General features: G+C 30.3%; 21 protein-coding genes. 5 read left to right on the top strand and 16 right to left on the bottom strand.

What is annotated here, in order from left to right:
- Positions 1-38: 38 nt before the first annotated feature.
- The 4 genes from ACI48Q_RS07620 to ACI48Q_RS07605 all read right to left on the bottom strand — a co-directional run bounded on the left by ACI48Q_RS07620 (position 39) and on the right by ACI48Q_RS07605 (position 4,222).
- Positions 39-671: a cysteine hydrolase family protein gene (locus tag ACI48Q_RS07620; protein WP_474918484.1), complete on the bottom strand. Its 633-nt coding sequence runs from the start codon at positions 669-671 to the stop codon at positions 39-41.
- 19 nt (positions 672-690) lie between these two features.
- Positions 691-864, bottom strand: coding sequence for a hypothetical protein (locus ACI48Q_RS07615; RefSeq protein ID WP_474918483.1), 174 nt, complete (start codon positions 862-864; stop codon positions 691-693).
- Between the two features lie 28 nt (positions 865-892).
- Positions 893-2,989 carry an MGH1-like glycoside hydrolase domain-containing protein gene (locus ACI48Q_RS07610; RefSeq protein ID WP_474918482.1) on the bottom strand — a complete coding sequence of 699 codons (2,097 nt, stop codon included), beginning with the start codon at positions 2,987-2,989 and terminating at the stop codon, positions 893-895.
- A gap of 330 nt (positions 2,990-3,319) precedes the next feature.
- Positions 3,320-4,222, bottom strand: a complete 903-nt coding sequence (locus ACI48Q_RS07605; RefSeq protein ID WP_474918481.1) for a glycosyltransferase family 2 protein — start codon at positions 4,220-4,222, stop codon at positions 3,320-3,322.
- A gap of 230 nt (positions 4,223-4,452) precedes the next feature.
- Between ACI48Q_RS07605 and ACI48Q_RS07600 the strand changes: the two genes are divergently transcribed.
- The 3 genes from ACI48Q_RS07600 to ACI48Q_RS07590 all read left to right on the top strand — a co-directional run bounded on the left by ACI48Q_RS07600 (position 4,453) and on the right by ACI48Q_RS07590 (position 7,212).
- On the top strand, positions 4,453-5,172 hold the full coding sequence (locus ACI48Q_RS07600) for a lysophospholipid acyltransferase family protein (protein ID WP_474918480.1): 720 nt from the start codon (positions 4,453-4,455) through the stop codon (positions 5,170-5,172).
- A gap of 64 nt (positions 5,173-5,236) precedes the next feature.
- Complete coding sequence (locus ACI48Q_RS07595) at positions 5,237-5,479, top strand: TIGR03905 family TSCPD domain-containing protein (protein WP_474918479.1); 243 nt, start codon at positions 5,237-5,239, stop codon at positions 5,477-5,479.
- 194 nt (positions 5,480-5,673) lie between these two features.
- On the top strand, positions 5,674-7,212 hold the full coding sequence (locus ACI48Q_RS07590; protein ID WP_474918478.1) for a GTP pyrophosphokinase: 1,539 nt from the start codon (positions 5,674-5,676) through the stop codon (positions 7,210-7,212).
- Between the two features lie 36 nt (positions 7,213-7,248).
- Here ACI48Q_RS07590 and ACI48Q_RS07585 read toward each other — a convergent pair whose 3' ends face one another.
- Entirely contained in the window at positions 7,249-8,025 is a 777-nt protein-coding gene (locus ACI48Q_RS07585) for an SDR family NAD(P)-dependent oxidoreductase (RefSeq protein ID WP_474918477.1), read from the bottom strand.
- 235 nt (positions 8,026-8,260) lie between these two features.
- Here ACI48Q_RS07585 and ACI48Q_RS07580 point away from each other — a divergent pair, with 235 nt between their 5' ends.
- The gene (locus ACI48Q_RS07580; protein WP_474918476.1) at positions 8,261-8,884 is read left to right on the top strand and encodes a DNA-3-methyladenine glycosylase; all 624 of its coding nucleotides are present in this window, start codon (positions 8,261-8,263) and stop codon (positions 8,882-8,884) included.
- Between the two features lie 120 nt (positions 8,885-9,004).
- Here ACI48Q_RS07580 and ACI48Q_RS07575 read toward each other — a convergent pair whose 3' ends face one another.
- From ACI48Q_RS07575 to ACI48Q_RS07560, 4 genes are all read right to left on the bottom strand, one after another.
- A complete protein-coding gene (locus tag ACI48Q_RS07575) occupies positions 9,005-9,580 on the bottom strand; it encodes an HD domain-containing protein (RefSeq protein ID WP_474918475.1) in 576 nt (191 codons plus the stop codon).
- A gap of 42 nt (positions 9,581-9,622) precedes the next feature.
- The gene (locus ACI48Q_RS07570) at positions 9,623-10,666 is read right to left on the bottom strand and encodes a DNA polymerase IV (protein ID WP_474918474.1); all 1,044 of its coding nucleotides are present in this window, start codon (positions 10,664-10,666) and stop codon (positions 9,623-9,625) included.
- Positions 10,667-10,740: 74 nt separating this feature from the next.
- The gene (locus ACI48Q_RS07565) at positions 10,741-12,207 is read right to left on the bottom strand and encodes a catalase (protein WP_474918473.1); all 1,467 of its coding nucleotides are present in this window, start codon (positions 12,205-12,207) and stop codon (positions 10,741-10,743) included.
- A gap of 300 nt (positions 12,208-12,507) precedes the next feature.
- The gene (locus tag ACI48Q_RS07560) at positions 12,508-13,254 is read right to left on the bottom strand and encodes a lysoplasmalogenase family protein (protein WP_474918472.1); all 747 of its coding nucleotides are present in this window, start codon (positions 13,252-13,254) and stop codon (positions 12,508-12,510) included.
- A gap of 195 nt (positions 13,255-13,449) precedes the next feature.
- Between ACI48Q_RS07560 and ACI48Q_RS07555 the strand changes: the two genes are divergently transcribed.
- Positions 13,450-13,956, top strand: a complete 507-nt coding sequence (locus ACI48Q_RS07555) for a L,D-transpeptidase (RefSeq protein ID WP_474918471.1) — start codon at positions 13,450-13,452, stop codon at positions 13,954-13,956.
- 121 nt (positions 13,957-14,077) lie between these two features.
- Here ACI48Q_RS07555 and ACI48Q_RS07550 read toward each other — a convergent pair whose 3' ends face one another.
- The 7 genes from ACI48Q_RS07550 to ACI48Q_RS07520 all read right to left on the bottom strand — a co-directional run bounded on the left by ACI48Q_RS07550 (position 14,078) and on the right by ACI48Q_RS07520 (position 20,826).
- Positions 14,078-15,145: an NAD(P)H-dependent flavin oxidoreductase gene (locus ACI48Q_RS07550; RefSeq protein WP_474918470.1), complete on the bottom strand. Its 1,068-nt coding sequence runs from the start codon at positions 15,143-15,145 to the stop codon at positions 14,078-14,080.
- Between the two features lie 130 nt (positions 15,146-15,275).
- Positions 15,276-16,100 carry a RelA/SpoT domain-containing protein gene (locus tag ACI48Q_RS07545; RefSeq protein ID WP_474918469.1) on the bottom strand — a complete coding sequence of 275 codons (825 nt, stop codon included), beginning with the start codon at positions 16,098-16,100 and terminating at the stop codon, positions 15,276-15,278.
- A gap of 192 nt (positions 16,101-16,292) precedes the next feature.
- A complete protein-coding gene (locus tag ACI48Q_RS07540; protein ID WP_474918468.1) occupies positions 16,293-16,496 on the bottom strand; it encodes a hypothetical protein in 204 nt (67 codons plus the stop codon).
- Between the two features lie 177 nt (positions 16,497-16,673).
- On the bottom strand, positions 16,674-18,104 hold the full coding sequence (glnA, locus tag ACI48Q_RS07535) for a type I glutamate--ammonia ligase (protein ID WP_474918467.1): 1,431 nt from the start codon (positions 18,102-18,104) through the stop codon (positions 16,674-16,676).
- Between the two features lie 294 nt (positions 18,105-18,398).
- Positions 18,399-19,181 (bottom strand): serine hydrolase, encoded by a 783-nt coding sequence (locus ACI48Q_RS07530; RefSeq protein WP_474918466.1) that lies wholly within the window; start codon positions 19,179-19,181, stop codon positions 18,399-18,401.
- 97 nt (positions 19,182-19,278) lie between these two features.
- Complete coding sequence (locus ACI48Q_RS07525; RefSeq protein ID WP_474918465.1) at positions 19,279-20,367, bottom strand: dipeptide epimerase; 1,089 nt, start codon at positions 20,365-20,367, stop codon at positions 19,279-19,281.
- A gap of 135 nt (positions 20,368-20,502) precedes the next feature.
- On the bottom strand, positions 20,503-20,826 hold the full coding sequence (locus ACI48Q_RS07520) for a DUF3870 domain-containing protein (RefSeq protein WP_474918464.1): 324 nt from the start codon (positions 20,824-20,826) through the stop codon (positions 20,503-20,505).
- Positions 20,827-20,836: the final 10 nt, after the last annotated feature.

The raw sequence follows: 20,836 nt of genomic DNA, 5'->3' as shown, positions 1-20,836 counted from the left end.
CAAACCATTTAAAGCAAAGTCTAAATGAAAAATAGAACCTATAATTTTACAATGTGTACTCCGTTTGACTTCATTTTATATAAACTCATTAAATTCATAAGATCTCCATGATGGTTTCCTAAATGAAAAGTCTCCACACAGTTAACTGGAACTATGATTTTCTTATTTAGATTTTTTTCATTAAAATAAGTTATTAAAGAAATAGCAAAAGTTTCTACACAGATGTCAGTACATACTCCTGTTACTATAAAATTATTTATCTTTGAATTTTCATATAGCCATTTTTTAAATTCCTCGGCATGAAAACCATTTATACTATTTTTATATATTACTTTGGAATTTTCCTCTTCACTAAAAGGCTTTAATTCCTCTATAAGTTCAGCCTCAAGGGTTCCACCTATACAATGCTTAGGATAGCTTGAAAATTCACTAGAGTTTTCATCATGATAGTCTATGAAAAATATTTTTTTAAACCCATAGGTTTTATTATTAATCTCTTTCAAATTTTCAATTATATGTCCCACTCTATTGGAAGCTAGGGAGCCTATATCATAAAATCCTCTTATCATATCTATTACAATTATTGCTGTATTTTCTTTCTTAAAGTCCTTTATATCCAATTCTTCAATATTATTTAGTTCCTGTTTTATTCCTTCTAAAGCATTTATCATCTCTTCACCTTCACTGAATTTATTTTTTCTTCTTCATGTTAATCACTGTTCTAGCCAGCTTATAACCTATTCCCATGACCCCTACTACAACTCCAACCCTTAAGGCTGATGATAGTTTTTCGCTATGTTTATTGAGTTGCTTTTCCTCAAGCTGTTGAAAAGTAATCCTAACATTTTCATTTTCCTTATTCATATAAAACCCCTCCTAAAACCATTAATTTTTATTTTTCTAAGAAACTTTTATAAATCAAATAATAGGCTGCTGAAGACCAACTAAAATTTGATGCATTAAGGCCTTCTCCAGTCTCTGGGTTGTAATTTTCTCTAATGGTTCCTTTATATAATAAATTCTCACCATTATTAAATAACTTTTTCACCATGTATATAGCTTCTTTTTCATAACCATAATTTTTTAATCCCTCTAGTGCAAAATAAGCTTGATCTAGCCATACCGGTCCTCTCCAATATTCCTTTGGATTGTAGTTGCTACTATCTTTGCTAACTGTAGGAAATGGAAAATAAGTATTAAATTTATTTTCATCCATTATATTTTCAACTATCTCCTTAGCCTGCTCTTTTGAAGCAACCTTAGCCCAAAGTGGAATAAATCCCTCGCATGCCATTCCTTTATAGTTTATCAATTCCTCGTCTTTATACTCTTTTCTTAAATCGTAAAAGAACCCTGTTTTCTTGTGATACATTCTAGTCTGTATATAATTTTTTATGTATTCCCTCTGTTTCAAATAGGCTTCTTCTTCTAAATTATTTTTTAACACCCTTGCTATTTTAGCCAAATAACCTTTCTCAGCATAAAGATAACTATTTAAATCCACACTTTCTTGATTTAAACTATAGGATAAAATCTCACCTTTACTATCCACATTTTCTACTATTTTAAGTTTAATATGATTACCTTCACTGTTTCTATCAAATCTAGGTGCATTATCCATACCACTTTCCCAAGCAGCAGCTTTTATAATTTCTTCTTCATTACAATTTAGAGGATGAATCATAGCTCCATATTCACATATGCTGTTATTATCAAAATCTCTATTTACATACCACCAATTATGATACTTCACTAACTTAGGATACATCTCCTTTAAAAATTTTCTATCTTTAGTAATTATGTATATATTCCATACAGCCCATGCTGCAATGGGTGGTTTGGAGTTTCTTTCATTCCAATTTTTCCCATAACCTTCTCTCTCAATAGATTTATTATAGAATATTGCATCTATTATTGCCCCAAAGTCTTGTGATCGTACTTTATCATCATCTTCTATTTGATAATAAAACATAGCTCTAACACTATCCTTAGCTAGCTCTTCATTAAAATATGCCAAGGCTACAGAGTGTTTAAAGCTATCCCATGCCCATAGTCCATTAAACCACTTGTAGGTTATAGATGGTGTTACTCCTCCATATTTTATGGCTCCTGCTTCACTTCTCCAATTGGTTATCATGGTTTCTATAGCTTTTACTATAAGCCTCTTATCCCTTAATTCTAACTTAGGATTTTTGAAGGTTTCATTTATATATCTTTCCCATTTTAATGTATTTAATCCAAATAATTCCTCACAACTTTTAAATATATTGTTAACAGCTTCTCTTTCTTTTAAAAGCTCCTCTTCATTAAACACGTAGCATTGAGTCACATATAGACTTTTTTCCTCTCCACCTACAAGTTCCATAGCTGATTTCAAAGAGGATACATATTTATTTTTTTTAATGTGGGTCATTATGTCTTCCCCATAAGTAATAATAAATCTTTTTTTCGTTAATCTATCTAAATTTATAATTACTTCTTTGAGTTCATCATTGTTTTCTATTATATTTTCCTCATTAAAAACACTGCCGCTCCATGTAAGTTTAAAGGAAAATCTACTCTCACTAGTATTCTTTATTTTAACTTTTATTAGTGCTGTTCTTGATGTAACAAAAATTAGTTCTATGGTAATATTGAAAGTATGGAAGTCATAACTTTGGACTAATCTACCTGGATAATAATGCTGCTGCATATTGCTTGCACACTCTATTGAAATGCATTCACCATTTAAGTTTATCTCTTCAATCTTATTTATGCAGGAGCTTATATTTTGTGGATACTCTTCATTTATAATCATAGGGCCTACAAATCCACCATAGAGATTTCTCATATTATCTCTAATATGATAATATCCATGCCAGGCGCCCATATCTACAAAGGGCGTGAAAGGATTATTTCCTAAAACATCACTGCTCTCTTCTCTTCCATCTGAACTTATGTCTAGAATATTCTGAAACTCTAATAATGTATCTGTGTTTTCTATAATCATTTCTTTCACCCCTTTATTCCTGTTCCAATACTAATTTTATATAAATTATAACATAATATTTAATCCTTCTATGAATTATGAATTGATAATTATAAAAACCTTAATATATCGTAATAATTATAATTCATATCTAATTTAATGAGGCTATATTTAAATAAATGTTGAAATTCTTAAAAAAATTCATTAAAAATAAGCTCTATTCTAAAATAATGTTGTTTAGGCAACTTTACTCTAAAATAGAGCTCTTCCAATATAATTTGCATAATTTAATATTTTTCATTGTAGATATATAATGAGAAATATTACAAATGTACTTTAATTAAAATTCTTTTAAAGAGGGATATTAAATTTAATGAAAAAATAATTGTCGTCATGTATTCTTTTCTTCATATATCGTTCACGCTGTTTAGCAATGTCTGGATTCATTAATACCTCAGCCATTGCCATATGAAATATTCCATGCTTTTGAGCGATAATTATAACTTTTGATAAATTCACTAGATTAAAGTGAGACGTAGCCATAACTAGGAAATTAAATATAACCTCATTATACCTTACTTCATATGGATGAGCTACTCTAAACAAATGCTTTATGGTCACAGTAGAATTAATTACTACTCTATATCCAAACAACCAAGCCTTAAGGGATATTTCCTCATCTTCCTTTCCCCACACTCTAAAATAATTATCAAAACCGCCTATGTCTTCAAAAACCTTTCTTTTGATTCCCAAAAAACCACCTGGTGCTATGGGTATTTCAGTTACATCTCCTTCTGGATTTTCTTTAAGCCATACTGTATTTAGATTTTCATCCCACGTTTCTCCGTAGCCTATGGCATTAGGATTATTCATATCTGCTATAACTGGAGCTACCAAGTCACCTTCCTTCTTAAGGGTATCTACTAGTATATCAAAACAATAATCTTCAACTGCTATATGGGCATCCACAAAAAATAAATATTCTCCTTTTGCATTTAATGCTCCTAGGTTTCTACTTCCAGCAACCCCAGCATTCTCGGTTTTTATATGATTGATATTATAAGGTAACTTATCTATAAAACTATAATCTCCGTCTGTAGAGCTATCATTTACCACTATAATTTCAATATTATATTCAGTTTTTGAATTTCCTATAGAATTTAGGGTGTTTTCTATATTTTCTATCTCATTTCTACAGGGAATAATTATAGAAACAGTGATGTCTTTGTTTTTTTTAATTGGTGTATTGTTCATAAAAAATCTCTATCCTCCATAACAATATTCTTTGAATAGGCACTTTAATTTTATTGTATGCTCCTATAATTCTATGGGTTCATAGGTTTAAATATGTTCCAAAAATAACTAATTTATTTACTTTAATACACCTTATATTTATAAATACTGTAATTTTATCTTTATGAATGTGATTTTTTATAATATAATTCTTAAATAAGGCATATGAAATAAAATTCGGAGGATTAATTATGATAAGAACAATTACATGGTATATTCATTTTGCATGGAGTTTATTGATGACTATTCCATCAATGTATAAAGTAAAATCACTTGAGAATAAAGGTATGATTAAGGAAAAAGAAGAATTCGTCTCAAAATTCACTTCTAAATGGGCCCTATCTCAACTTAAGGCTGCTGGCGCTGAGGTCAAAGTCTTTGGTGAAGAAAATATTCCTAGGGACATACCTGTGGTTTTTATAAGTAATCACCAAGGTAATTTTGATATTCCTATACTTATGGGTAAAATTAATAAGCCTAAAGGCTTTATTGCAAAAATTGAAACAAAAAAAATACCTGTTGTTAGAGATTGGATGGAATATATTCATTGCGTTTTCATGGATAGAAGTAATTTAAGAAAGTCTGCTGCTTCTATTATAGAAGGGGTTAAAATAATTAAGGAAGGTCATTCACTTATAATATTTCCAGAGGGAACTAGAAGTAAAGGTGGTCCCCTAGGAGAATTTAAAGCTGGTAGCTTTAAACTAGCTACTAAATCAAAAGCTCCTATTATACCAATAACTATAAATGGCTCTTACAAGTTGATGGAAGGTAATGATAATAGAATTAAACCTGCTTCAGTAGAAATTTATATTCACCCTGCCATAGAGACTAAAAATCTTGCTAAAGAAGAGGAAGATGCACTTCCTAATAGAGTAGTGAATATAATAAAGAGTAAATTACCTAGCTAATGTTGAAAAAATACTATAATTCATGTATTATACAGATATATTATTAATCGTAGGGGGATTTCACATGAAATATATAACAACAGATGTTTGCTCAAAAGAAATAAATTTTGAGGTTATAGACAATAAAATTAAAGACGTAGAATTCGTTAAAGGATGTGCAGGAAACCTTATTGGGTTATCAAGCCTAGTAGATGGTATGGACATTGATGAAGCAATCTCTAAATTAAAAGGGATTAAATGTGGCAATAAATCTACTTCTTGTCCTGATCAACTAGCTCAAGCACTATTACAATATAAAACTAATTAATATATAAATAAGTGGCTAAGACTTAAAATAATGTTAACATTATTTAAGCCTTAGCCACTTATTTATATATTGTTATTTTTACCATATAAATTTATAATATTATACATATTGTGTTTTAGCATCTGCATAGCTGATTTTATTTATATTAGCTGAAAATTTTTAGGTGCTTTATTTTAAAGGATGGTGTTTAACTATTGGAACTTAATATGTTTGACTTTGTAGATGATACCTTAGATTACTTAAAAAATATAAAAAGAGATTTAGATTTTTGTTCTGATATGATTGAGAATTTCTTTAATGATATGCTAGAAAATTCCTGTGAAGGATATTTTAATATTTCATCTAGGGTTAAGTCACCTTCAAGTCTAAAGGAAAAGATAATAAGACATAATTATTATTTAAATTATTCAAATGGCAAAGAACTTATGGGTAATTTATCTGATCTCATTGGAGTTAGATTAGAATGTAGATTTGTAGAGGATGAGGTATCTCTGTTCAACTATCTAGAGACCATGTTCAGTAATAAAACTCCAGAAGGCTTTAGCTATTGTTCCCGCAACAACTCAATTTTCTTAGATTTAAGAGAGGAACAGCCACTAAGTCAAAAAAATGGGTTTAAACTATATAGAATTGATGGGTTTATATTACATAAGCAAGAAAAATTTAATTTTGAACTCCAAATTAAATCCATGGTAAATCTATTTTGGGGAGAAATTGAACATAAGGTCATATATAAAAATTATAATATGTTCTTTGGAGATAATTTCTATAGAAATATCTTAAACTCAATAAAGACCAGCTTGTCCTTAATTGATAATCAATTACTTACTATATATAATCATATGAGCAAAATGAATAACAACGGAAGTTCCTTATCTCTTAGTAAACAAAATTTAGAACTGCTTTTATCTAAACTAATATATGATTTATACTCTAAAAAGGTTAAAGATGAACTCGGTATATCTCTAGATTTTAGAAATGGCTGTGACATCATTATTGACTATATATTTGCTAAAAATAATTGTACTATACCCGAAGAATACTATAACACCTTTATAAGTACTGCCTTGAGAGTAAATGAAATTATTCATGATAATATATCTTTTAAAAGTGAAATCCAACTAAATGAACATATGGATTTTTCTAGTGCTTTTTCTAAGAGAATCGGGAGTCATCTCTACACTACTATGAACAGAGACTTCCATTGGAATTTATTTTTTAAAATTTTATTTCACATTGAACCTGAAAATGCGGATAAGGACTTTAAAAATTTTATTAATTATCTAGAAAATCTCTTTGGAAACAGAGATAGTTATCTTAATCTATATTTGAAATTTGATAAAGATCAAGTTGATATAATAAAGGAATCTATATTGTCTACTATTTCCCATGCCTTTGTAGATATAGGCTCTATAAAATTTATATATAGAGATAAGTTACAACAAATATATTCTGAATTAGATGACTTTATAGTATTTATCATGGACAATGTTAAAGATTTTGATAGCTTCGATAGCTATGATCATTTCTATATGTCCTATCTTTACACTAAACTATTAGCTATATTTAATGGAGTAGTCTCCATAGAATTTTTAGAAAATATTTCAAGTTACTCAACCCATGATGATTTTAACTTTATATTGACTCCTCGTGGGAAACAATTACTTTTATCAACAAATAAACCAAGTAAGCTTTCTGCTGAAAAAGCTCTTAATTATATTTTGATACCTTAAAAAATATAATAGCTATGTGTACTTAAAAACACATAGCTATTTCTTCATTGCATTATCTTGAATTTTTCTTACTGAAGCAGCCAATATTGAAGCAGGTACTAGATTAGAAATAAATATTGCCATTTTATTCATCATACCTGGAACCACCATTCGCTTTCCCTTCATTAAGCCTACATATCCTGCCTTTGCCACTGCTTCGCTACTCATAGCACAACTTAAATCATTCTTTCCAGCATTCTTTCCAAATTCAGTAGCAGTTGTTCCTGGGCAAAGTGCTGTTACTGTTATATTATAGTACTTCAACTCATTATTCAGTGCATTAGAAAGAGACAACACATATGCTTTAGTGGCATAATATACAGATATTAGTGGACCTGGTTGATATGCCCCAGTAGATGCCACATTTAAAATTTTCCCTCTTTTATTTAAAATCATATCCCCAACTAAGTATCTAGTAAGTTCTGTAAGTGCTAAAATATTCAAATTTATAGTGTCATTATGGTTTTTTATATCTATTCTATGAAACTCTCCACAATATCCTACTCCAGCATTATTTACTAGAATTTCTACAAAGATATTGCGAGTCTTTATAGTATCTACTACTTCTTTAACACCATTAGGCTTTGATAAATCCACTTCTATAACTAAAGTTTCTGCTCCATAATCTCTATAGAGTTTTTCACTTAGCCTTTCAAGTAGTATCTTTCTTCTAGCTACTAATATTATATTATATCCCCTTTCAGCAAAAATTCTACTAAAAGAGTGTCCAATTCCTGATGAAGCTCCAGTTATTAAAACCCATGGTTTATTCATATATACTCCTCTTTATTTCTTATCATATTTCGTGTCTATAACAAGAATATGTTTATCTATTTGCTCTACTCCAGTTTTATATTCTTCATTCCATATAAACATCTATATCTCCCCTTAATAACATATTTTATATCAACTTGTATATAATTACAATATATATAAGTTGGTATAAAATGCATAAAATAAGTTGATATATTATAATTAGATGATATTATAATATAAAAGGAGAGATTCTATGAATTTGATAAAGACATCTAAGAGTTTTTTTAGAAGAGATGGCAGAATTGTGGCTAAAGAACTTCTTGGTAAACTACTAGTACGAAATTATAATGGATGTTTTTTAGTAGGTAAAATTGTAGAAACAGAAGCCTATATAGGTAAAATTGATAAGGCTTGTCATGCCTATGGAGATAAGAAAACTCCAAAGGTTATGCCACTATATAATAATAGCGGTATTGCTTATGTATATTCTATATATGGAATGTATCATTGCTTTAACATCATCACTGGTGAAGAGGGTGATCCTCAAGGGGTATTAATTAGGGCCGTTGAACCACTAATTGGTATGGACATAATGAGCATGAATAGATTTAAGAAATCCTATGATACCTTAAAGAAAAAGGAAATTTTAAATCTTACCTCTGGTCCTTCTAAACTATGTATAGCCTTTAACATTGATAAAACTTTAAATACCCATTCAATTTTCAATGATGAATTATATGTATGTAATGGTGAGGAAGATGCCTTTGACATAATCTGCTGTGAAAGAATAGGCATAGATTATGCAGAAGAGGCTGTTCATTTCCCTTGGAGGTACTATATAGCCGATAACCCATTTGTCTCTATTACAAAGAGATAACTATTATTTTAATAAGTGTTGATAATGAACTTGAATATTATTACTTCGAAATAATTTCGAAGTAATAATATATAGTTTTAAACCAACAAGTATCTAAAATAGTGGCTATTTTTTATACAATTATCCTGCTAATCCGATACTTTCAGAAACCTTTTGCATTGCCTTTATTGTCTCATTGATAACATCATCTAAACTCATTCCTAACATCTCTGCACCCTTTTCAATTAAACTTCTATCAACTCCAGCAGCAAAGCTTTTTTGTTTCCATTTTTTCTTCACAGATTTAACCTCTAAATCCATAATGCTCTTACTTGGTCTTAAATAAACTGTGGCTGTTATAAGTCCTGTAAGCTCATCAATGGTATACAATACCTTCTCCATAGTATGTACTGGCTCTACGTCTGAGCATATACCAAAACCATGGCATACCACCCCATGTATATAATCCTCTGGATAATTATGCTCTTTAAGTATTTCCTCTGCCTTTTTACAGTGCTCTTCAGGGTACATCTCATAGTCAATATCATGTAACAATCCTATAATGCTCCATTTTTCTATATCCTCTTCATTATATAACTCAGCAAAATGTCGCATTACCGCCTCTACGGATAAGGCATGTTTCATTAAACTTTCATTACTATTATATTTTTTGAATAGTTCTAGAGCCTCTTCTCTAGAAATTCTCTCAATACTCATAATAACACCTCCTTACATAATTCTAACCTACTTTGTAATAAATTAAAATAAAGTCAACTGTTCTATTGGGTTATTTTTAAGTGTGGATATAGAAACCCCTATTAATCTTATCTCTTCTACCAAAGAAATAGATTCTAATATTTTACAACTCTCCTCATATATTTCCTCTTCTGTTCCTATATATTTAGGTAGTGTTTTACTCTTAGTATGATTCTGAAAATTAGCAGTCTTAATTTTTAAAGTTACAGTTTTACCCTTTACATCACATTCCCTTAAATACTCCTGAATTTCTTTAGCAAAGCTTTCTATATATTTCTTTAAGATCTCCTTATCCTTTGTATTCACCCTTAGAGTTGTTTCTCTTCCTACGGATTTTCTCTCCCTTATAGTTACTACCTGTCTATCATCCTCGCCTCTGATTCTATCATATATTTCGCTCCCAAATTTTCCAAAATATTCATGGAAATACTCTTTTGGCAGATTGTATAGTTCCTCTATAGTAAAAATCCCTATATTATTTAATTTATTTACAGATTTATTTCCTAAACCATGAACCTTATTTATAGATAATGGAAATAATATTTTAGGCACCATGTCCCTAGTTATTACTTTAAGACCATTGGGTTTATTCCAATCCGAAGCAAGCTTTGCTAAAAATTTATTATAGGATATGCCTACGGATATAGTTAGCCCAAGTTTTTTCTTAACATTGCTTTTAATTCTCATAGCTACAGTATTAGCATCCATATTTATATGACTTATGTCTAAATAGGCCTCATCTATACTTACTCCTTCTACTTTATCCGTTATGGAGTATAAGATTTCAAAGACCTCATTGGATATCTGTTCATATCTTTCATGTCTGGTGGGCAAAAAAACTCCATGAGGACATGCTGCCTTAGCCATATAAGTTGGCATTGCAGACCTTACTCCATATTTTCTAGCTTCATAGGAACATGTGGCAACCACCCCTCTTTCTGAGGTACCTCCTACAATCACCGGTTTATTCCTTAGCCATGGATTATCCATAATTTCTACTGATGCAAAAAAGGCATCCATATCCACATGCAGAATAACTCTTTCCAATTAATACACTCCTTAAAAAATAATGATATTAGTTATGCTTAACTAATATCATTATACAATAAAATTAATTATATTTAGTACTGTTCTTTTTCTTTTACTGCCTCTTCTACTCTCTCCCCTAACTCTCTAGATGCCTGTGATAAGTTTTCTATAACTTTTCTTTGTATATTTCTTTCTATACCTTTTAAATCACAGGCTAAATTATGCACTAGATGATCCTTCTCTTCGCAGGTATAAGACTCATAAAGCTCTCCAGCCTGTGTAAAATTATCTGTTTTATGAATTACCTTTCTAGCCACCACTCCCTCTACAAAGAATTCACTTTGTCCATATTCTTCTGGAGCAACTTTTGGTCTTCCATGATCCAAAGAGTTAGGACTGTAATTCACTTTTCCATAGTGTGGCATATAAGCCATGGCACCATCTCTTTCATTATTATTTACCATTACTTTAGCTCTATTTATTGGTAATTGGGCAAAGTTTGTTCCTACTCTATGCCTTTGGGTATCAGAATAGGAGAATAATCTACCTTGTAATAGCTTATCTGCTGATGCCTCTATGCCGGGTATTAAATTTGCTGGACAAAAAGCTGCCTGTTCTGACTCTTCAAAAAAGTTATTAGGTCCATCTGTTAATACTAGGATTCCTACAAATTTTAGAGGGTATCTATCCTCTGGCCAAGTTTTAGTTGCATCCAATGGATCAAAGCATTCATCCATTTCATTTCTTGGGTCCATCAATTGAACATATAACTCATATTGAACCTTCTCTCCCTTTGACAAAGTATCATATAAGTCTCTAACTGCCACATCAGGATCCTCTCCTGCTAGTCTTATGGCTTCTTCTCTTGTTATATATTTCTCTCCAGCCACTGGTTTCCAGTGATACTTTACAAAGGTTCTCTTTCCTTTATTATTTACCCATACATAGGTATTTACCCCAAACCCTGGTATAGTTCTAAAGCTTTTTATAGTACCCTTATCTGAATATACAAACACTATCATATGGGTTGATTCAGGACTATTCCCTATAAAGTCCCAAAATCTATTAAGATCTGTTATATTGTTATCTGGTGAAGGTTTAAAGGCATGAATCATATCAGGAAACTTTATTGAATCCCTAATAAAAAATACTGGAAGATGATTTCCTACTAAATCATAATTACCTTCCTCTGTATAAAATTTAACTGCAAAGCCTCTAGGATCTCTTGCTGTATCTGCAGAACCTCTAGATCCTATCACTGTAGAAAATCTTACAAATGTGGGTGTTTCACATTTTGTGTCAGTGAACAATTTAGCTTTTGTATATTCCCTCATGGAATTATGGAGCTTAAAATATCCATGGGCTCCAGCGCCTTTTGCATGTACTACCCTCTCTGGAATACGTTCTCTGTCAAAATGAGCTAATTTTTCTATCTGATGTATATCTTGTAATAAAACTGGCCCTCTTTCTCCTACGGTCAATGAACTGTCATCATTAGTAATGGGAACCCCTAAAGCAGAGGTTAAGTGTGTGTCCTTGTCGTAACATCCTTTTGACATAAAATCCTCCAATTAGATTACTTAGTTTATTATATTATTTATAATTACTAATCATTACCTTTAAATTATATATATAAGTTGTAATAAAGTTTCTACATTATAAATTAATTGAGATGAGCTTCATATTATCCCTGACCCTCTGTGTAAGTTCACCCATCCGGGTACAGGCAACTAGAGATTCATTTGCTTCGCATGAATCTAAGTTTACACTTATCAACAGTTTATTAAACATACTTGTAATATGAATTATCTTTATTGCAATTTGTATACTACTTTAATATGTAGTTCTAAAATCAACAATTATTTAAACAGAATCTTAAATTTAGGTAATGATTTAAACCCACTAAGGGTTAATAAAAGTTGAGATGGAAGATAAAAGAACCAAATGGCAATATGTACAATATTTTGAATCCTTTCATAGGGCATATTTTCTATTATATTATAGATAGCTACAGAAACATCGCATAATAAAAATAATATCATGCCCAAGGCAATAGAAATTTCTGTTATAAGATTATACTTACTTCTCTCTAATGTTCTAATAGAAACAAACACACTTGTGCATAGAATACTTCCATAGATGAACCCTAAGAATAATATATTCCTATCAATAGATGTTATCCTTGATAAATCAGAGACTAAAGATATTAATCCCAATGTAATAGCCGTAATAACTAGAAATACTAGGCTATCTAAGTACTTACTTCTCATCCTATTATGCCTAATAATATATACTATTTGAACAAGAATAAATACTACAACTCCAGCCTTAATATTAGTAGCAATAAGTAAAAAATAATCAGAAATTACAGTTAAAAGTCTAGCCAATTGTAATAATCCTCTGTCTCTTCTGTCATATCCATCCTCACCAATAAAAATAGAAATAATATAACATAATATAATAGTTAAGTACTTTAAATATGTAGAGATTTTTGAATAAATATGTAAATTCAAAAACTCAATGGCTAAAAATCCAATATAGCTTATGATAATTATAAATATCATGGCTTTTATCCATAAGTAACCGTTGCTTTTTATACCCTTCAATGTCATCACCCTTATATATAAATTTAAAATAAACTTTATTCATTGGAAAAATTTCATTAAGAAATTATATTCTCAATAAATAACTTTTTATTAAATAGTGTTTATTACAACTCATACATATTAATATGTGAACCTTATGGATAAATTATTATATTATAAACTATAAATATTTTTTAGTTTAAAGGGAAAGTGTCTATGAATTCATTTTTAAGAGGTTTTAAAAGAGGAGCTCAGTACAAATTCTCATCTGCTTTACAAAATTTTAGAGCTGACGATAACTATATCCAGACAGCCACCACCTTTGTTAATTCAGGTAACTTTAGCAGTAATACCAGATATTTCATATGGGTAGATACTAAAAATTTTAAAACCAATATATTCACTGGTTCTAAAAATAATTGGACTTTAATTAAGAGCTATCTATGTACCATTGGAAAACCTTCTACTCCTACCCCTAAGGGAAATTTTACAGTAGGTATTAAAGGACTTTCCTTTGGAGAAGAAAAAGGCTATAGATGCCTATATTACACTCAAATAACTGGCAATTATTTATTTCACTCTATAATCTATAATTTAAATGGTTCTATACGAGATGGCAGGCTTGGAATGAGATTATCTGATGGATGTGTTAGATTGGCTACTGAAAATGCTAAATGGCTATATGATAATGTTCCTAAAGAAAGTGCTATTCATATATCTTGATAATTTATGCTCTGGTTTAGATATTTGACGATAACATGTAGTTCAAAAATCAACAGCCATTTAAACCAGAGTCATAAATTAAAATCATCACTCATTGATTACTATTAGTTACAAATTTCATCTATATATTCAAAATCTCTAATTCAAGTTCCTTCATTAATTCTTCAACTTTTACTATTCTATCAACCTTACTACAATTCTCACCACAGAATATTAGTCCTTCATCAATGTTTCCAGTTACTGCATTTATTAGGGCTTCTGTTATACAGTAGGGAGTCTCTTTAGGATTACAGTGAGCTATGCATCTGTAGCATCGGTTCACTTTTATATTACCTTTATAGGTTCTTTCTACAAAAGCATTTTTTATGGCTCTTCCTGGCATTCCTACAGGACTGCTTACTATAACAATATCCTCTTCTTTTGCCTCTATATAAGCATTTTTAAAGGCTTCTGAAGCATCACATTCTTCTGTTGCAACAAACCTAGTTGACATCTGTACACCATTTGCCCCTAAAGATAGGTATTCTGCTACTTCTTTACCTGTAAATACTCCTCCTCCAACTATTACTGGGATTTTTTTACTATACTTCTCCTCATATTTTCTAGTTTCTTCTATTATTTTCACCACTTCATCATGAAAATTTTCATCACAGCTTCTTATCTCTTCTTCCTTAAATCCTAGATGACCTCCAGCCTTAGGACCTTCAATAACTACCATGTCTGGAGTAGTACTATCATGTCTATCCCATAACTTTAGTATAACTCTTGCTGATTTTAAAGAAGATACAATAGGAGCAATTTTTACCTTAGTGTTTTTTGCAAGCTTTGGTAACATTGAAGGCATACCCGCTCCAGAGATAATTAAATCTGCACCAGCTTCTATACTAGCTTTTACATATTCTGCATAATTGCACATTGCCACCATTATATTAACTCCGATTACTCCACCCTTACATTGTTCTTTTGCTAAAACTATATGTTTTTTTAAAGCTCTCAAATTAGCTTCTAAGGTATTAATCCTAAAATCTTTTTCATCATACCCAATTTGTGCCGCAGATATTACTCCTATTCCCCCTGCATTGGTAACAGCAGAAGCTAGGTTGGACCTTGACACCCCAATTCCCATACCGCCTTGTATTATTGGTAATCTAGCTACTAAGTTTCCTATATTTAATGGCTTTATATTCATAAAATCTATCCCTTCATTCCGAAATTTACTTTCATAATCAAACATTTTGATATTCAAAGTATTTTATCTTATTATATTTCATTGAGATAAATTATGCAATGAATAATATATTAATAAAAGGTATTCAAACTCACTTTTGAATACCTTGCTCTAGTACGGTTATTTTATTTTTAAGATCTTCTATCTCATGATTCTTTTCATCAATAATAGAGATATAGCTTTTATCCATATCACAAAGACTCTCACTTAACATATTTATAAAAGATGCCATTTCATCAGCACTCCCAGCAATACGATTAAATAGAAGAAGATTTGAAGCCAGTATTTCAGGGATTTCTTTATGGGAATATCTAAGCTCATGGTCAATTTCCCCATAGCCTTCTTCAAAGATAGTTCTAACCTGAATTTCAGCTATTACCTTCTGGCTAGTGGGATAAAATTCTATTAAATAATGGACAGACCTATACCCTGATTTTCTAGATTTAATTTCAATACCTAACTCGTCAAATCTCTTAGTATTATCTCCATCCCTCACATTAGCTGTAATTTCAACTACTTTCCAAGTATTTAATATAAATTCATGGATGTTTTCCCAATCCTGTTTAAAAATATGTATTGCTCTTATTCCTATTAAGTCATTAATCTCTTCTTTATAATTTTCAATTGTAAATTTAAATCCCTCACCATATCTTTCTCTTCTCTCAGGAGTCTTTCTAATAATTTTTTCTATTAATCTATCTCCATTTTTCACCCTTGACTTAACTGAGTGAATCTTATCATGGGTCCTTAAGGTATTGGAAATAAAATCTGCCTGAGCCTCATAAGTATCTCTATATATATTAAAATCATCATATATATTACTTATCTCTTGCCAATCTATTTTATATTTTTCAACTTCCTCTTCCACAAATGGATATTTAAGAATAAAGTCTTTTTTCATAAATTTTTTCCCCATATAAAATTCTCCTAAAGTTTAATGATTATTGTTACATTATAAAGCAATTATAAAACAACTTCAATTATAGTCGGTATTTTGCTAGTCTAGAACAAGTAATCTTGTGTCCTCTTCCCTTTAAAATAGGCAGTGTAAACCTCTTATGAAGTTTACACTGCCTAAACCACTAAATTTTATTAACTTTTTACTTTATTATATTGTTTCGTTATTATCTCTTGGTAAATCCCCTGGAGATTTTTTATGGGATAGTTTAGAACGCTTAGTTAATTTTTTCCCATTATTTCCTATCTTTTCTCCATTTTCTATACCAATTTCAGCTCCATTTTCAAAATACATCTTTCTCATCTCTGCGTTAGATTTTGGCCTATCCTTTAATCTATTTTTATTATTATCCATAATTTTGCCGCCGGTTATTTAATAAATAAACGGCTTTCAACCCCTTTCAATAATAATGAGGAAAACTTCATTATTATTTTATCCAAAATCTCGCGGATTATTAATTCATAATCATTAAAATAATTTATTTAATAAAATTCGTCATAGGTTGCAATTCACTAATAAATTTAATTAATATTATAGGTCATAATATAACTGGAATTCTATAGGTGATGGAACTTTAGCTATCTTCATAACTTCATTGTCATATTTATATTTAATCCAGCTCTTTATAAAGAATTCATCAAATACTCCATCTCTTAATAGGAATTCATGGTCCTTTTCTAACTCTACTAGAGCTTCCTCTAAGGATTTAGGAAGTGCTCCTATTTTATTTCTTTCTTCTTCTGGTAAATCAAAGACATTTATATCATATGGTCCGAAACCAGACTCTGTTGGGTTTATCTTATTTAATATACCATCTATCCCGGCCATTAATAAAGCTGAATAAGCTAAATATGGATTACAAGTAGCATCTGATGGTCTAAACTCAAATCTACGTTTATCAGCTTCTTTTACATACCCAGGTATTCTGATTACAGAACTTCTATTTCCAGTGGCAAAGCATATAGATACTGGTGCCTCAAATCCTGGTACTAATCTTTTGTATGAATTGGTTGAAGGACTAGTAAGAGCAAGTAGTGCTTTGGAATGTTTTAATATTCCTCCAATAAAATATAGTGCTTCATCACTTAATTTAGAATATCCCTCTTCATTATAAAATATATTGTGTCCATCTTTTCTTATAAGCATATGTACATGCATTCCACTTCCTGCTTCTCCATAAAGAGGCTTTGGCATAAATGTAGCAGTCTTACCATTTTTTATGCATTCATTTTTTATTACATATTTAGCCATCATTGTTGCATCAGCCATTCTTAGCATTTCATCTAATTCTACTTCTATTTCAAGCTGTGATGCTGATCCTACTTCATGATGATGATATTTAACATCTATCCCCATATCCTCAAGTTTCAATATCATTTCACTTCTTAAATCATTGTTTAAGTCATAAGGTAGATCTTTATGATATCCTCTTTGTAATGGTACTTTATATGCTAAATTTTCATCTTTGTTATTTGTATTCCAATAAGCTTCTTTACAATCTATAGTTATTTCTTGATGATTGTTTCTTGTCTCAAAACTAGCATGATCAAATATATAGAACTCAAATTCTGGTCCTATGACAAATTCATCACCTATTCCAGTATTTTTTAAAATCCTTGCAGCTTTCTCTGCCACATATCTTGGATCTCCTGTAAACCTTTCCCCGCTATCTCCAACAGTGTAAATGTTTGCAATCATGCTTAAAGTAGGTATTTTACAATAAGGATCTTCAAAGGCAGTTGTATAATTAGGTACAAAGCACATATCTGAATTCTCTATAGTCGAGTATCCATAGCTTGACCCATCAAATCCTACTCCATCAGTAAATAATTTTTTACTTAATCTTTCAACTGGTATTGATAAATGATTCCATCTTCCTGGTAAAGTAATAACCTTAAAATCTAGAATTTTTATATCTTCTTCTTCTGTGTATTTTTTAAGTTCTTCATAGCTTTTAAACACTATAACCCTCTTTTCTTTTAATTGAATAAATGTAATAAATTACATATCTGTTCACATTATACCACCCTCAATATAGCTGTCAAATAAAAAAATAAGGAGGCTATCTTAAAAAATAATCTAAGTGAATTTTTATGAATTATCCTTACAAAAATTTATTCATTAATAATCAAAACTCTATTATTTAATATAAAAAAATAATAATAGAATATTAATTTTTGCAAGAGAATATTATAAAATTGCAACTTAAAATATTTTTAGACAACCTTCTTATATTATGGAAAAATTATCCAATTATTATTTAGAACTAAGCAGAGAATTAAATATCTCTCTAGAAATTTTCCCTATTATCTCTTTACCTTCTTTATTATAATTTAAATTCTTAGTAAGTACACATAGAATATACTCTCCTTGTGGATGGTAGACTATTCCAACATCGTGTTCAATTTTGTTTAAATCTCCAGTCTTATTAGCAACCACTATATCCTCTGGAAGATACTTTGTGATACCACCTTCAAGCTGTTGTTTTTTAAGAATCGAAAGCATTATCTGGCTGGAAGGCTTATCTACAAGTACTTCCCTATATATAAACCCTAGTATTATAGATAAGTCTCTAGCATTAGTGATATTTTCCTTCCCATGTTTAGCTGACTGAAAATCCATCATTTTACGATTTAGCTTTGTACTCTTCATATCTAGTTCTTCAGCCATTTTATTTATTTTTTCCATTCCAACCAAATCAATAAGCATGTTAGTAGCTGCATTATCACTTTGAATTATCATAGCTGTAATTAATTCTCTTATATTAAATCTATGCCCACTATCCAGTTCACTAAAAATTCCTGCACCGCCACATTTCATTTCATCCTTTAATTCTATGGTGTAATTTAGGTCAAATATTCCTTCCTCTACCTCTTGCATTACAGTTGCCATGATAAGTATTTTGATGGTACTAGCTGATGGAAATTTCATATTTTCATTTATATTAATACTATAATTTCCTTTGAAACTTTTAAATACCACTGCCACATCTGCTGTGGTATCCATTATTATATTGTTAATCAACTGCTCTAATTCCATAAAAAAGCTCCTTCCGTCACAATTGTTATACTACTTTATCTTAAATACTATACAAATAGGTTTTTCTTTTATAAAATATTAAAATTAAACTTCATTATTATAAATACATTACATTCTCAATTTTCTTTATTCCAAGACCTGGTTCTTCACCAACTCCTATTTTGAATTCATTAAATATAGCTCCTCCTATTACTGGATCTTCACTACATAATACAGGTCCATCTAGGTCGATTTTAGTTATTATGCTCTTAGCACAAGCTAAATGAACTGCTGCAGTTACACTGACTTTTGCCTCTAACATACAACCAATCATACATTCTACTCCATACATCTCTGCAACACTGCATATCTTAAGTGCATTATATATTCCACCAGTTTTCATCAGCTTAATATTAACAAAATCAGCTGCTCCTAATTGCAGTATTCTCAATGCATCCATAGGTGAAAACACACTCTCATCTGCTAATACTGGAATTGATATATTATCCTTAACATATTTCAATCCTTCAAGATCATGAGCTAAAACTGGTTGCTCTACAAACTCAATTTGCAACCCTTCATCTTCCATTTTTCTAAGAACTTGTATTGCTTCTTTAGGCTTCCACCCTTGATTGGCATCTATTCTTAAATCTACATCATATCCAACCGCTGCCCTGATAGCCTTCATTCTTTCCATATCTTTTTTAGCATCTTTTCCTACTTTTATTTTCAAAGTATTATATCCTCTTTTTATAGCCTCTAAACTATCCTTAGCCATCTCTTCTGGTTCATTAACACTTATTGTTATATCTGTAGTAATCTCCTTTCTATATCCCCCTAAAAGCTTATATAGTGGAGCCTTATAAAGTTGTCCATATAAATCATATAATGCTATATCTATAGCAGCTTTTGCACTACTGTTTTTAATAACACAGCTATGAAGCTTATGCATTAAATCCTCAAAATTATCTATTTCCATACCTATTATTGTTTTCTTTATGTGATCTTCAATTGCTCCTATTATAGATCCTGTAGTATCTCCTGTGATGACTCCCGTAGGGGGAGCTTCACCAAATCCTATATTTCCTGTGTCTGTGTATATTTCTACTATTACATCCTCTACACTGTTTACTGTTCTTAGTGCAGTTTTAAATGGAGTCCTTAATGGTACAGATATTTTCCCTATTTTTATATCAGTAATTTTCATATAAACTCTCCTCCTCATAATATGTTTATAAAAAATTAAAACCCAATAAAAGCATAGATATATCCTAGCTTTTACTGGGTTTTATTTACTTTAACATACTCGTATAATAAAATATGTCCTATAAATAAAGCAGTATTAATATTTTTGCTTTATTTCATTATATTTTTTGAGTGCATCTTTATAGGCCACAATAATTGCCTTTTGAGATGATCCATGATATCTTCTCTTAATTTCTTCCTCTAGTCCCAAATCATACTTTCCTATATTTTTTCCAAGAAAGAGGGTCTTAACAAATTCCTCTGTGGTTCTAATGGTTGAAGTACAGCTTAAATCAATAATAGATTCTGTCTTAATATCTATAACAAATCCAATGAAAAAAGCATTAAACCTGTTAGTTATAGCATTATCTGTATTGGTCTTTGATGTTCCAACCACATATATTGTTTCTTTATCATACATAGAAAGTACC

This window comes from Clostridium sp. LXY-7 (assembly GCF_056172015.1).
The sequence above is the reverse complement of the archived record's forward strand: the minus strand, read 5'-3'. Positions and strand labels throughout refer to the sequence as shown.

Excerpts from the sequence above, each read along its gene's own strand:
- ACI48Q_RS07620 (WP_474918484.1), bottom strand. The coding sequence starts at position 671 with ATGATAAATGCTTTAGAAGGAATAAAACAGGAACTAAATAATATTGAA.
- ACI48Q_RS07565 (WP_474918473.1), bottom strand. The coding sequence starts at position 12,207 with ATGTCAAAAGGATGTTACGACAAGGACACACACTTAACCTCTGCTTTA.
- ACI48Q_RS07555 (WP_474918471.1), top strand. The coding sequence starts at position 13,450 with ATGAATTCATTTTTAAGAGGTTTTAAAAGAGGAGCTCAGTACAAATTC.
- ACI48Q_RS07615 (WP_474918483.1), bottom strand. The coding sequence starts at position 864 with ATGAATAAGGAAAATGAAAATGTTAGGATTACTTTTCAACAGCTTGAG.
- ACI48Q_RS07525 (WP_474918465.1), bottom strand. The coding sequence starts at position 20,367 with ATGAAAATTACTGATATAAAAATAGGGAAAATATCTGTACCATTAAGG.
- ACI48Q_RS07610 (WP_474918482.1), bottom strand. The coding sequence starts at position 2,989 with ATGATTATAGAAAACACAGATACATTATTAGAGTTTCAGAATATTCTA.
- ACI48Q_RS07600 (WP_474918480.1), top strand. The coding sequence starts at position 4,453 with ATGATAAGAACAATTACATGGTATATTCATTTTGCATGGAGTTTATTG.
- ACI48Q_RS07585 (WP_474918477.1), bottom strand. The coding sequence starts at position 8,025 with ATGAATAAACCATGGGTTTTAATAACTGGAGCTTCATCAGGAATTGGA.
- ACI48Q_RS07530 (WP_474918466.1), bottom strand. The coding sequence starts at position 19,181 with ATGGAATTAGAGCAGTTGATTAACAATATAATAATGGATACCACAGCA.
- ACI48Q_RS07550 (WP_474918470.1), bottom strand. The coding sequence starts at position 15,145 with ATGAATATAAAGCCATTAAATATAGGAAACTTAGTAGCTAGATTACCA.
- ACI48Q_RS07520 (WP_474918464.1), bottom strand. The coding sequence starts at position 20,826 with ATGTATGATAAAGAAACAATATATGTGGTTGGAACATCAAAGACCAAT.
- ACI48Q_RS07540 (WP_474918468.1), bottom strand. The coding sequence starts at position 16,496 with ATGGATAATAATAAAAATAGATTAAAGGATAGGCCAAAATCTAACGCA.
- ACI48Q_RS07575 (WP_474918475.1), bottom strand. The coding sequence starts at position 9,580 with ATGAGTATTGAGAGAATTTCTAGAGAAGAGGCTCTAGAACTATTCAAA.
- ACI48Q_RS07545 (WP_474918469.1), bottom strand. The coding sequence starts at position 16,100 with ATGGGGAAAAAATTTATGAAAAAAGACTTTATTCTTAAATATCCATTT.
- ACI48Q_RS07605 (WP_474918481.1), bottom strand. The coding sequence starts at position 4,222 with ATGAACAATACACCAATTAAAAAAAACAAAGACATCACTGTTTCTATA.
- ACI48Q_RS07580 (WP_474918476.1), top strand. The coding sequence starts at position 8,261 with ATGAATTTGATAAAGACATCTAAGAGTTTTTTTAGAAGAGATGGCAGA.
- ACI48Q_RS07595 (WP_474918479.1), top strand. The coding sequence starts at position 5,237 with ATGAAATATATAACAACAGATGTTTGCTCAAAAGAAATAAATTTTGAG.